The 11,228-nt window shown below is 73.4% G+C and carries 12 protein-coding genes; 7 read left to right on the top strand and 5 right to left on the bottom strand.

From position 1 onward, the window contains the following. Positions 1–137: 137 nt before the first annotated feature. Positions 138–683, bottom strand: coding sequence for a GtrA family protein (locus tag ACFV4F_RS14705; protein WP_380502516.1), 546 nt, complete (start codon positions 681–683; stop codon positions 138–140). A 270-nt stretch (positions 684–953) separates the two neighbouring features. Here ACFV4F_RS14705 and ACFV4F_RS14700 point away from each other — a divergent pair, with 270 nt between their 5' ends. Genes ACFV4F_RS14700 through ACFV4F_RS14690 form a run of 3 tightly spaced genes read left to right on the top strand, consistent with a single transcriptional unit; the run spans position 954 to position 3,870 of the window. Continuing rightward, positions 954–2,093 (top strand): 5-(carboxyamino)imidazole ribonucleotide synthase, encoded by a 1,140-nt coding sequence (locus ACFV4F_RS14700; protein ID WP_380442087.1) that lies wholly within the window; start codon positions 954–956, stop codon positions 2,091–2,093. Further along, a complete protein-coding gene (gene purE, locus ACFV4F_RS14695; protein ID WP_380442085.1) occupies positions 2,090–2,620 on the top strand; it encodes a 5-(carboxyamino)imidazole ribonucleotide mutase in 531 nt (176 codons plus the stop codon). The genes ACFV4F_RS14700 and purE overlap by 4 nt, the downstream gene beginning before the upstream one ends. Positions 2,621–2,652: 32 nt before the next feature. After that, positions 2,653–3,870 carry a dipeptidase gene (locus ACFV4F_RS14690; RefSeq protein WP_380502514.1) on the top strand — a complete coding sequence of 406 codons (1,218 nt, stop codon included), beginning with the start codon at positions 2,653–2,655 and terminating at the stop codon, positions 3,868–3,870. Between the two features lie 25 nt (positions 3,871–3,895). On the opposite strand, the gene ACFV4F_RS14685 is transcribed toward ACFV4F_RS14690, so the two are convergent. Together ACFV4F_RS14685 and ACFV4F_RS14680 are read right to left on the bottom strand one after the other, a co-directional pair. Then, a complete protein-coding gene (locus ACFV4F_RS14685) occupies positions 3,896–4,309 on the bottom strand; it encodes a CoA-binding protein (protein WP_380442081.1) in 414 nt (137 codons plus the stop codon). A gap of 35 nt (positions 4,310–4,344) precedes the next feature. Then, positions 4,345–5,682 (bottom strand): UDP-glucose dehydrogenase family protein, encoded by a 1,338-nt coding sequence (locus tag ACFV4F_RS14680; protein ID WP_380502511.1) that lies wholly within the window; start codon positions 5,680–5,682, stop codon positions 4,345–4,347. A gap of 191 nt (positions 5,683–5,873) precedes the next feature. On the opposite strand from ACFV4F_RS14680, the gene ACFV4F_RS14675 reads away from it, so the two are divergent. The 4 genes from ACFV4F_RS14675 to ACFV4F_RS14660 all read left to right on the top strand — a co-directional run bounded on the left by ACFV4F_RS14675 (position 5,874) and on the right by ACFV4F_RS14660 (position 9,990). Beyond that, entirely contained in the window at positions 5,874–7,040 is a 1,167-nt protein-coding gene (locus tag ACFV4F_RS14675; protein ID WP_380502509.1) for an acyl-CoA dehydrogenase family protein, read from the top strand. Positions 7,041–7,193: 153 nt separating this feature from the next. Further along, positions 7,194–8,057 carry an oxidoreductase gene (locus ACFV4F_RS14670; RefSeq protein WP_380497249.1) on the top strand — a complete coding sequence of 288 codons (864 nt, stop codon included), beginning with the start codon at positions 7,194–7,196 and terminating at the stop codon, positions 8,055–8,057. Positions 8,058–8,221: 164 nt separating this feature from the next. Continuing rightward, the gene (locus ACFV4F_RS14665; protein ID WP_380442073.1) at positions 8,222–9,454 is read left to right on the top strand and encodes a beta-ketoacyl-[acyl-carrier-protein] synthase family protein; all 1,233 of its coding nucleotides are present in this window, start codon (positions 8,222–8,224) and stop codon (positions 9,452–9,454) included. A 59-nt stretch (positions 9,455–9,513) separates the two neighbouring features. After that, positions 9,514–9,990 carry a GNAT family N-acetyltransferase gene (locus ACFV4F_RS14660; protein WP_380502506.1) on the top strand — a complete coding sequence of 159 codons (477 nt, stop codon included), beginning with the start codon at positions 9,514–9,516 and terminating at the stop codon, positions 9,988–9,990. A gap of 9 nt (positions 9,991–9,999) precedes the next feature. Here ACFV4F_RS14660 and ACFV4F_RS14655 read toward each other — a convergent pair whose 3' ends face one another. Both ACFV4F_RS14655 and ACFV4F_RS14650 read right to left on the bottom strand, forming a co-directional pair. Next, positions 10,000–10,203 (bottom strand): hypothetical protein, encoded by a 204-nt coding sequence (locus tag ACFV4F_RS14655; RefSeq protein ID WP_380502503.1) that lies wholly within the window; start codon positions 10,201–10,203, stop codon positions 10,000–10,002. 327 nt (positions 10,204–10,530) lie between these two features. Further along, on the bottom strand, positions 10,531–11,139 hold the full coding sequence (locus tag ACFV4F_RS14650) for an NAD(P)H-dependent oxidoreductase (protein WP_380502500.1): 609 nt from the start codon (positions 11,137–11,139) through the stop codon (positions 10,531–10,533). Positions 11,140–11,228 lie beyond the last annotated feature (89 nt).

The following is an 11,228-nucleotide window of genomic DNA, read 5'->3' as shown; positions in this document are numbered from 1 at the left end:
CGCGGCGCGGCGCTGCGGCCGGGCGCGGGGGGCGCGCGGGGCGGGGGGGGGGGGGGGGCGGCCGCGGCGGGGGGGGGGGGGGGGGGGGGGGGGGGGGGGGGCGCCCCCCCCCCCCCACGGCGTGGACGTGCGGAGGATCACTCCGCCTTGGCGTACCGGATCTCCTCGGCGGCCAGCATCAGCTCGGCCTGCGCGGCCAGCTCGCTGCCGGTGGCGTGCGGGGCCTGCGGCTCGGCCTCGGGCATGGCCTTGAACACCCAGGTGCGGTACGAGACGAAGCGGAACACGGTGCCCAGCGCGAGGCCGACCAGCTTGGCGCCGAGCTGCTCGAAGTGCGAGTCCAGGCCGAGCAGGTACACCGAGGTGCCGAGCACGCCGGTCTCGATCAGCATGCCGATGCCGCTGAACACCAGGAACAGCGTGATCTCGCGCTTGCGCGAGGCGGCGTCGCGGTCCCGGTACAGCCAGTAGCGGTAGCCGAGGTAGTTGGTGGCGATCGCGATCAGCGTCGCGGCGATGTTCGAGCGCAGCGAGGCCAGGTGCAGGCCGTTGATGCAGACCCAGAACACCAGGAAGTTGACCACCACGCCGCTCAGGCCGACGATGCCGAACTTCACGGCTTCTCCCGTGAGTCCGCGCATCTTCTGCACGAGTGTGGGACTCGGAGCTGCGGTCGTGGCCATACCGGGCTGCCTCCATGTGCGTGCGGTCGAAAGGGCGGTGCGTCGGGACGGTGCCCGCCCCTTGTGCCCTGCGTGCACGCACATGATCGGACTGCGTAGACCAGGACCTGGCCGTCCAGGCTACCCGGTTCCGCCGAACGGCTCAGCCCCTCGCGCCCCCGGTTGACATCTACGCGCGTCCACCCGGAGGGCCCCTCCGGCCTTGCCACCAGCGGCTCCATCGCCCCCGATCGGCCCGGATATCCTGGCCGGGTGACTTCCCCGGGCAATGTGAATTTTCCAGTGGTGGGCATGATCGGCGGCGGGCAGTTGGCCCGCATGGCACACCAGGCGGGTATCCCGCTCGGGGTCAGGTTCAAGCTCCTCGCCGACACCCCCCAGGACTCCGCGGCGCAGGTCGTCTCCGACGTTGTGCTCGGCGACTACCGCGACCTCGACACCCTGCGCCGCTTCGCGGCCGGCTGCGACGTGATCACCTTCGACCACGAGCACGTCCCGACCGAGCACCTGCGGGCGCTGGAGGCCGACGGCATCGCCGTCCGCCCCGGTCCGGACGCGCTGGTCAACGCCCAGGACAAGGGCGTCATGCGGGCCAGGCTCGACGCCATCGGGGTGCCCTGCCCCCGGCACCGGATCGTCGCCGACCCGGCCGACGTGACCGCCTTCGCGGCCGAGGGCGAGGGCTACCCCGTCGTCCTGAAGACGGTCCGCGGCGGCTACGACGGCAAGGGCGTGTGGGTCGTCGACGACGAGCAGGAGGCCGAGGCGCCGTTCCTGGCGGGCGTGCCGGTCCTGGCCGAGGAGAAGGTCGACTTCGTCCGCGAGCTGGCCGCCAACGTCGTCCGCTCGCCCAGCGGCCAGGCCGTCGCCTACCCGGTCGTGGAGAGCGTCCAGGAGAACGGCGTCTGCGCCGAGGTCACCGCCCCCGCGCCGGACCTCGACCCGGCCCTGTCCGACGAGGCCCAGCAGCTCGCCCTGCGCATCGCCGGCGACCTCGGCATCACCGGCCACCTCGCCGTCGAGCTGTTCCAGACCCGGGACGGCCGGATCCTGGTCAACGAGCTGGCCATGCGCCCGCACAACTCCGGCCACTGGACCCAGGACGGCGCGGTCACCTCCCAGTTCGAGAACCACCTGCGGGCCGTCCTCGACCTCCCGCTCGGCGACCCCCGGCCGCGCGCCAAGTGGACCGTCATGGTCAACGTCCTCGGCGGCGACTACCCGGACATGTACCACGCCTTCCTGCACTGCATGGCCCGCGACCCTGGCCTGCGCATCCACATGTACGGGAAGGACGTGAAGCCCGGCCGCAAGGTCGGCCACGTCAACGTCTTCGGGGACGACCTCGACGACGTCCGCGAGCGCGCCCGCCACGCGGCCGCCTACCTGCGAGGAACGATCACCGAATGAGCGACACCAACCCCGTCGTCGGCATCGTCATGGGCTCGGACTCCGACTGGCCCGTCATGGAGGCCGCCGCCCAGGCCCTCGACGAGTTCGAGATCCCCTACGAGGTCGACGTCGTCTCCGCCCACCGGATGCCGCGCGAGATGGTCGCCTACGGCGAGAACGCGCACAAGCGCGGGCTCAAGGCGATCATCGCCGGTGCCGGCGGCGCCGCCCACCTGCCGGGCATGCTCGCCTCCGTCACGCCGCTGCCGGTCATCGGCGTCCCGGTGCCGCTGCGCTACCTGGACGGCATGGACAGCCTGCTGTCGATCGTCCAGATGCCCGCCGGCGTGCCGGTCGCGACCGTCTCGGTGGCCGGCGCGCGCAACGCGGGCCTGCTCGCGGTGCGCATGCTCGCCGCGTTCGACCCCGAACTGACCGAGCGGATGACCGACTTCCAGGCCGAGCTCAACACCCAGGCCACCGAGAAGGGCAAGAAGCTCCGCGCCAAGGTGGCCGGTTCGGACTCCTTCGGCTTCGCCAAGTAGGCGGCGCGGCGGGGTGGGGTAGAACAGGTCGCATGACCTCTGAGCTGGACTTCCCCACCCCGCTGGACCGTGCGCGGGCCCTCCTGCGCACCGCCCCCGTCGTGGACGGCCACAACGACCTCCCCTGGGCGATGCGCGAGCAGGCCGGGTACGACCTCGGCGCGCTCGACCTCGCCGCCGACCAGAGCGACCGCCTGCACACCGACCTCGCCCGCCTCGCGGAGGGCGGGGTCGGCGCGCAGTTCTGGTCCGTCTACGTGCCCACCCGGCTGGCCGGCGACCACGCCGTGAGCGCCACGCTGGAGCAGGTCGACTTCGTCCACGCCCTCGTCGCGCGCTACCCCGACCGGCTCCGGCTCGCCCGCACCGCCGACGACATCGAGGCGGCCCGCGCCGAGGGCCGCATCGCCTCCCTGATGGGCGCCGAGGGCGGCCACTCCATCGACTGCTCGCTCGCCACCCTGCGGGCCCTGTACGAGCTCGGCGTCCGCTACCTGACCCTCACCCACAACGACAACGTGCCGTGGGCCGACTCGGCGACCGACAAGCCGGTGGCCGGCGGGCTCACCCGTTTCGGCGAGGAGGTCGTCCGGGAGATGAACCGGCTCGGCATGCTGGTCGACCTCTCGCACGTCTCCGCCGACACCATGCGCGACGCCCTGCGGGTCACCGAGGCGCCCGTCGTCTTCTCGCACTCGTCGTCCCGCGCGGTCTGCGACCACCCGCGCAACGTCCCGGACGACGTCCTCGCGCAGCTGCCCGGCAACGGCGGCGTCGCGATGGCCACCTTCGTGCCGAAGTTCATCCACGCCGAGGCCGCCGCGTGGACCCTGCGGGCCGACGAGAACATGCGCGCCCACGGCCTCCACCCGCTGGACACCACCCCCGCGGGCATGGCCCGCCAGCGCGAGTTCGAGGCCGCCCACCCGCGGCCGGTCACCACCGCGTCCACCGTCGCCGACCACCTCGACCACATGCGCGAGGTCGCCGGGATCGACCACATCGGCATCGGCGGCGACTTCGACGGCACCGCGTTCCTGCCCGAGGGCCTCGGTTCGGTCGCCGGCTATCCGAACCTCGTCGCCGAACTCCTGCGCCGCCACTGGTCGGAGGCCGACCTGGCCAAGCTCACCTGGCACAACGCCGTCCGCGTCCTGCGCGACGCGGAGTCCGCCGCGGCCGGGCTGCGGGCCACCCGGGGCCCGTCCATCGCGACGATCGCGCAGCTGGACGGCGCCGCCCCGGCCTGATCGCCGGACCCGTCCGGCCACGCCACTAGCCGAGCCGGGGGAACTCGATGGCCGGGCACCTGTCCATGACCATCGAGACCCCGGCGGCCGTCGTCCGCTCGTACGCCGCCGCGTCGACGACGCCGAGCTGGAACCAGACCGCCTTCGCCCCGACGGCCACCGCCTGGTCGGCCACCTCGCCGGCCAGCTCGGACCGGACGAACACGTCGACGACGTCGACCGGGAACGGCACCTCCGCCAGCGACGCGTAGCCGGGCTCGCCGAGGACCGTCTCGGCCTTCGGGTGCACGGGCACGATCCGCTTGCCGTGGCGCTGGAGCACGGCGGCCACGCCGTACGCGGCGCGCGCGGTGTTGTTCGACAGGCCGACCACCGCCCAGGTGTCGCCCGTGCCGGTGAGGATGTCGCGGACCGTCGCGTCGTCGCCGTAGCTCGTCATGACGGTCCCAACGACGTGCCGGGGTGCGGGATTCCCTAGCTGGGCCGGCCGAGGGCGCGGTACGTCCAGCCGGCGGCGCGCCAGGCGTCCGCGTCGAGGACGTTGCGGCCGTCGAGGAGGCGGCGCTCGGCGACGACCGCGCCGAGGACGGCCGGGTCGAGGGTGCGGAACTCCTGCCACTCGGTCAGGTGCAGCACCACGTGGGCGCCCTCGGCGGCCTCCAGCGGGGAGTCGGCGTAGGTCAGGCCCGGGAACATCTTGCGGGCGTTGTCCATGGCCTTCGGGTCGTAGACGGTGACCTGGGCGCCCTGGAGCTGGATCTGGGCGGCGACGTTGAGCGCGGGGGAGTCCCGGATGTCGTCCGAGTTGGGCTTGAAGGCGGCGCCGAGCACGGCCACCCGGCGGCCCAGGAAGCCGCCGCCGCACTGCTCGCGGGCCAGCTCCACCATCCGGGAGCGGCGGCGCATGTTGATCGAGTCGACCTCGCGCAGGAAGGTCAGCGCCTGGTCGGCGCCGAGCTCGCCGGCCCGGGCCATGAACGCCCGGATGTCCTTGGGCAGGCAGCCGCCGCCGAAGCCGAGGCCGGAGTTGAGGAACTTGCCGCCGATCCGCTCGTCGTAGGCGAGCGCGGTGGAGAGCTGGGTGACGTCGGCGCCGGCCGCCTCGCACACCTCGGCCATCGCGTTGATGAAGGAGATCTTCGTGGCCAGGAAGGAGTTGGCGGCGGTCTTCACCAGCTCCGCGGTCGCGTAGTCGGTGACCACGAACGGCACTCCGGCCCCGATCGGCTCGGCGTACACCTCGCGCAGCCGCCGCTCGGCGCGCTCGCTGTGCGCGCCGACCACGATCCGGTCCGGGCGCAGGGTGTCCTGGACGGCGAAGCCCTCGCGCAGGAACTCCGGGTTCCAGGCGAGTTCGGCGTCGGCGCCGACCGGCGCCAGGGCGGCGAGGCGCTCGGCCAGCCGGCCGGCCGAGCCGACCGGCACGGTGGACTTGCCGACCACCAGGGCCGGGCGCGACAGGTGCGGCGCGAGGCCGTCGATCGCGGCGTCCACGTAGGACATGTCGGCGGCGAACTCGCCCTTGCGCTGCGGGGTGTTGACGCACACGAAGTGGACGTCGGCGAACTCCGCGACCTCCTCGACGGAGGTGGTGAAGCGCAGCCGGCCGGTGGAGCCCTCGTGCCCGGCCACGTGCTTGAGCAGCAGCTCGGACAGGCCCGGCTCGTACATCGGGACGCGGCCGGCGGTCAGTGTGGCGATCTTCTCGGGGTCGATGTCCAGACCGAGCACCTCGAAGCCGAACTCGGCCATCGCGGCCGCGTGGGTGGCACCGAGGTAGCCGGTGCCGATCACGGAGATGCGGAGGGTCACGGGTTCCCCTTTGTGCGGACTCGACCATGAGTGGGTGCCCTGATGCTATCCGTCCCCCGGACTCCGCCGGAGGCCGCCCGTCCGGGGCCCGCCGGGGGCCGGAAACGCTAGGCAGTCGCAGGTCGGAGCCCTAGGATCTCTACTCGACGGTAACCAACCGGATCCTTCGATCACTGTGGCGAGGCGGCATCATGGCGGGCAGCGCAGGCGCGGCTGACTTCGATCTCTTCCGTATCTCCGAGGAGCACGGGATGCTCCGTGAGGCGGTGCGCGGGCTGGCCGAGGCGAAGATCGCTCCGTTCGCGGCGGAGGTGGACGAGCAGGGCCGGTTCCCGCAGGAGGCGCTGGAGGCGTTGCAGGGCAATGACCTGCACGCGGTGCACGTGCCGGAGGAGTACGGGGGTGCGGGGGCGGACGCGCTGGCGACGGTGATCGTGATCGAGGAGGTCGCGCGGGTGTGCGCGTCGTCGTCGTTGATCCCGGCGGTGAACAAGCTGGGGTCGCTGCCGGTGCAGCTGTCGGGCTCGGAGGAGCTGAAGGCGAAGTACCTGGGGGCTCTGGCGCGTGGTGAGGGGATGTTCTCGTACTGCCTGTCGGAGCCGGAGGCGGGTTCGGACGCGGCGGGGATGAGGACGCGTGCGGTGCGCGACGGTGACTTCTGGGTGCTGAACGGGGTGAAGCGCTGGATCACGAACGCGGGTGTGTCGGAGTTCTACACGGTGATGGCGGTGACGGACCCGGACAAGCGGTCGAAGGGGATCTCGGCGTTCGTGGTGGAGAAGGGCGATGCGGGTGTGTCGTTCGGTGCTCCGGAGAAGAAGCTGGGGATCAAGGGGTCGCCGACGCGTGAGGTGTACTTCGACAACGTGCGGATTCCGGCGGACCGGATGATCGGTGCGGAGGGGACGGGTTTCGCGACGGCGATGCGGACGCTGGACCACACGCGGGTGACGATCGCGGCGCAGGCGGTCGGGATCGCGCAGGGGGCGCTGGACTACGCGAAGGGCTATGTGCAGGAGCGCCGGCAGTTCGGGAAGGCGATCGCGGAGTTCCAGGGGGTCCAGTTCATGCTGGCGGACATGGCGATGAAGCTGGAGGCGGCGCGTCAGCTGACGTACGCGGCGGCGGCGAAGTCGCAGCGCGGGGATGGGGACCTGACGTTCTTCGGTGCGGCGGCGAAGTGCTTCGCGTCGGACGCGGCGATGGAGATCACGACGGACGCGGTGCAGTTGCTGGGCGGGTACGGGTACACGCGGGACTACCCGGTGGAGCGGATGATGCGCGACGCGAAGATCACGCAGATCTACGAGGGCACCAACCAGGTCCAGCGCATCGTCATGGCCCGCAACCTGCCGTAACGCACACGACCTCGAAGTTCCGGGAGCCCCCGGCCGATCACCGTCGGCCGGGGGCTCCGGCGTTTCCGGGGCGGGTCGGGCCCCGGCCGCCGGCCTGACGTATAAATGATCGTCAACTTCCTTGTGGTGCACGGCATACGGAGGGCATGGGGAATGAGCAACGAGAAGCGGGCGGCCGGGCGGGTCTGGCTGATCACCGGGGCGAACTCCGGCTTCGGGCAGGCGATCGCCGAGGCCGCGATCGCCGCCGGGGACAGCGTGGTGGCGGCGGCCCGACGGCCCGAGGCGCTGGACGGGCTGGTCGCCGCGCACCCGGGGCGGGTCGTGCCGGTGCGGCTGGACGTGACGGACGGGGAGCGGATCCCGGCGGCCGTCGCGGAGGCGCTGGAGCGGTTCGGCCGGATCGACGTCCTGGTGAACAACGCCGGGCGCGGCCTGATCGGCGCCGTCGAGGAGTACACCGACCGCGAGCTGCGGGACCTGATGGAGCTGCACTTCTTCGGGCCGGCCGCGCTCACCCGGGCCGTCCTGCCGCACCTGCGGGCGCAGGGCTCGGGGGCGGTCGTGCAGATGAGCAGCATGGGCGGGCGGTTCTCGTTCCCCGGGGTGGGGGCGTACTCGGCCACCAAGTTCGCGCTGGAGGGGCTGTCCGAGGCGCTGGCGCAGGAGGTCGCCGGGTTCGGGGTGAAGGTGCTGATCGTCGAGCCGGGTGCGTTCCGGACCGGCTTCGCCGGCGGCGGCGCCCTCGCGCACGCCACCCCGATCGCCGCCTACGACCCGGTCGTCGGCCCGGTCCGCACCGGCCTGCCGGACTCCGACGGCAAGCAGCCCGGGGATCCGGCCAAGGCCGCCGCGGCGATCCTCGCCGCCCTGGACGCCGAGCACACGCCGCTGCGGCTCGCGCTCGGCAGTGACGCCGTCGACGGGGTCCTGGGACAGCTCGACCGTGCCCGCAAGGAGGCCGAGGCGTGGGAGGCGGTCGGCCGCGGGACGGACTTCGCCGACCTCGCAAACTAAAGGAAACCTACAAAGGGGCCGTACCCGAATCGGTGCTCTCCGGCCTCTGAAGATCCCTCAATCCCCTGTCAGAGTGGCACAGGGTTCGACCGCTCTCCGGGCCCATCGGCACGGAGGGCGGTTTCGATTTGTGGCCTCTCAATAAACGTAGGGGGAAAGATTTCATGAATGCCGACAGCGGTGCCGCCGGCGCCGGCCACGTGGTCGTCACCGGTCTCGGGGCGACCACGCCGCTCGGCGGGGACGTCCCCTCGACCTGGGCCGCGATGCTGGCCGGGCAGTCCGGGATCGCGGCCATCGAGGACGCCTGGGCCGCGGACCTGCCCGCCCGGATCGCCGGCCGGCTGAAGGTCGAGCCGTCCGAGGTGATGGACCGCGTCCAGGCCCGGAGGCTGGACCGCTGCGAGCAGATCGCGCTGATCGCCGCCCGGCAGGCCTGGGCCGACGCGGGCTCCCCGGAGGTCGACCCGGAGCGCCTCGCCGTCGTCATCGGCACCGGCACCGGCGGCGCGGTCACCATGCTCGCGCAGGACGACGTGCTGGAGGCCTCCGGCGTCCGCAAGGTCTCCCCGCACACCGTGCCCATGCTGATGGCCAACGGCCCGGCCGCGTGGGTCAGCATCGAGCTCGGCGCGCGGGCCGGCGCGCACACCCCGGTCAGTGCCTGCGCCTCCGGCGCCGAGGCGATCGCCCTCGGCCTCGACCTGATCCGGCTCGGCCGCGCCGACGTCGTCGTCGCCGGCGGCGCCGAGGCCTGCATCTGCCCGCTCCCGATGGCCGGCTTCGCCCAGGCCAAGGCCCACTCGACCCGCAACGACGAGCCCACCAGGGCCTCCCGGCCGTTCGACGTCGACCGGGACGGCTTCGTGATCGGCGAGGGCGCGGTCGTCCTCGTCCTGGAGCGCGCCGAGTTCGCCGCCGCCAGGGCCGCCCGCCCGCATGCCGCCCTGGCCGGCGCGGCCGTCACCTCCGACGCCCACCACATCACCGCGGCGGCGGCCGAGGGCCAGGTCCGGGCCATGCGGCGCGCGGTGGCCGAGGCGGGGCTCGCCCCGCAGGACGTCGCCCTCGTCCACGCCCACGCGACCTCCACCCAGATCGGCGACCTCGCCGAGGCGGAGTCGGTCACCGAGGCGATCGGGCTGCACCCGGCCGTGACCGCCACCAAGTCGCTCACCGGGCACCTCTTCGGGGCGGCCGGCGCGCTCGGGGCCCTCACGGCCGTCCTCGCCGTCCGGGAGGGGGTCGTGCCGGCCACCGCCAACCTGGAGCGGCTCGACCCGGCGGTGAAGCTCGACGTCGTCGCGGGCGCGCCGCGCACCGGGGCCGTGCCGGTCGCGCTCACCAACGCGTTCGGCTTCGGCGGGCACAACGTCTCGCTGGTGTTCACGCGCTGACGCCGGGGCCGGCCGAAATCCGGGCGACGCGGGGCCGTTCGCTTCGTAGGCTGACGGCCATGACCTCCGACCTGCGCCTCGCACCCGTCACCCCGGCCAACCTCGACGCCGCCCTCGCCCTGCGGGTGCGGCCGGACCAGGAGGGGCTGGTGGCATCGGTGGTGAAGTCGCTCGCGGAGGCGTACGTCCACGGCGACACCGCGTGGCCCCGGCTGATCTTCGACGGCGAGCGGATGGTCGGGTTCGTGATGGCCTTCTTCGACATCACGTTCTACCCCGACAAGGCGGGGGACCGGCCGCGTTCGGGCCTCTGGCGCCTGCTCGTCGACGCCGACCGGCAGGGCGGCGGCTACGGGCGCTTCGCGGTGGAGCAGGTGTGCGCGGAGGTCCGCCGCCGCGGCGGCACCCGCGTCACCGTCACGTACCACCCCGGGCCGGACGGTCCCGCCGAGTTCTACGCCCGGCTGGGCTTCCGGCCGACCGGCGAGACGAGCGGCGACGACGCGGTGGCGGAGCTGGAGCTGGACCCGGCCTGAGGCCGGGGCTCAGCGCTCGGGGAAGGGCGCGAGCTCGGCGTCCCAGGCGTCGGCGGCCGCGCGGAGCTCGGCGGGGGCGAGGAGGAACTCGGCGGTGTGGCCGGGCCACACGTCGTCCCCGTCCTCGTCGCTGTCGGCGTCCTCGTCCTCGGCGTCCTCGGCGTCGAGGTCCACCCACGGCGGCGCGGCCTCCAGCGCGAAGCGGACCCGCACCAGCCGCCGCCCGTCCGCGGGCTGCTCCTCGGCGAGGCCGAAGGTCAGCAGCGGCTCGGTGAAGTCGAGCGCGCCCGGGCTGCGGGCCGGGTCGGCGGCGGCCCGCAGCCACCGCGGAGATCTCCCGCGCCTCCCAGGTGGTCAGGCACGCCTCGACGAACCGCCACGCCCCCTCGGGCACGGCCACGGCGCCGGCGATCACCAGCCAGTTGTCGTCGTAGCCCTCACCGCGCGCCGTCCCGAACTGGTAGCTGTGCGGCCGCAGGTCGAGCCGGTGCGAGGAGTCTTCGAGGAGCATCCGCCCATCGTGTCACCGCGCCCGCGCGGTCACCGCAGGAGGGCCGCCGCCTCGGCGCGGGCCTGGTCGAGCCAGGCGGCGCGGGTCGTGGCCTGGGCGTCGGTGACGGTGCGGAAGACCGTCCGGCGGACGTCGGTGACGCCGACGTACGGGAGGACGCAGGCGGCCCAGATCCGCTGGAGGGGATCGCCGAACTCGGTGCGCTCGCGCTCCTCCGGGGTGTCGGAGGTGTTGAGGACCAGGGCCCGGCCGGCCCGGAGCAGCCCGGCGGGTTCGCCGTCGGCGGTGCCGAGCTTGTACGCGACGCCGGGCGCGAGCACGCGCTGCACCCAGCCGGTGAGGACGGCGGGCGGCATGCCCCACCAGTTGGGGTGGATCAGGACGAGGGCGTCGAGGGTGGCCACTTCGGCGCGGTGCAGCGCGAGTTGCGGGTCGGCGGGCGCGTCGGCGGCGTTGACGGTGCCGGTCTCCTCGGCGGTGAGCAGGGCGGGGAACCCCTCCGCGTACAGGTCGTGGGCGCGCACGTCGCAGCCGCGCCCGCGCAGTTCGGCCACGACGGCGTCGTGCAGCGCGTGGTTGAAGCTGCCCGGCCGCGGGTGTGCCAGGTAGACCCCGATCCGGCCGGCCGTGTCGTCCATCGCCTCGTCCCTCCCCGGTCGTACGCCGTGTGCGGGCGCCCGATGCCGGTGATGCTACCGACCACGTCGGTGCCGCGCCGGGAATCTGT

The organism is Kitasatospora sp. NPDC059722, assembly GCF_042733235.1.
GTDB lineage: Bacteria > Actinomycetota > Actinomycetes > Streptomycetales > Streptomycetaceae > Kitasatospora.
The sequence above is the reverse complement of the archived record's forward strand: the minus strand, read 5'-3'. Positions and strand labels throughout refer to the sequence as shown.

What these genes read in the sequence shown, in the direction of transcription:
- ACFV4F_RS14690 (WP_380502514.1), top strand. Translation starts at nt 2,653, where the DNA reads ATGACCTCTGAGCTGGACTTCCCCACCCCGCTGGACCGTGCGCGGGCC.
- ACFV4F_RS14675 (WP_380502509.1), top strand. Translation starts at nt 5,874, where the DNA reads ATGGCGGGCAGCGCAGGCGCGGCTGACTTCGATCTCTTCCGTATCTCC.
- ACFV4F_RS14705 (WP_380502516.1), bottom strand. Translation starts at nt 683, where the DNA reads ATGGCCACGACCGCAGCTCCGAGTCCCACACTCGTGCAGAAGATGCGC.
- ACFV4F_RS14670 (WP_380497249.1), top strand. Translation starts at nt 7,194, where the DNA reads ATGAGCAACGAGAAGCGGGCGGCCGGGCGGGTCTGGCTGATCACCGGG.
- ACFV4F_RS14685 (WP_380442081.1), bottom strand. Translation starts at nt 4,309, where the DNA reads ATGACGAGCTACGGCGACGACGCGACGGTCCGCGACATCCTCACCGGC.
- ACFV4F_RS14650 (WP_380502500.1), bottom strand. Translation starts at nt 11,139, where the DNA reads ATGGACGACACGGCCGGCCGGATCGGGGTCTACCTGGCACACCCGCGG.
- purE (WP_380442085.1), top strand. Translation starts at nt 2,090, where the DNA reads ATGAGCGACACCAACCCCGTCGTCGGCATCGTCATGGGCTCGGACTCC.
- ACFV4F_RS14665 (WP_380442073.1), top strand. Translation starts at nt 8,222, where the DNA reads ATGAATGCCGACAGCGGTGCCGCCGGCGCCGGCCACGTGGTCGTCACC.
- ACFV4F_RS14660 (WP_380502506.1), top strand. Translation starts at nt 9,514, where the DNA reads ATGACCTCCGACCTGCGCCTCGCACCCGTCACCCCGGCCAACCTCGAC.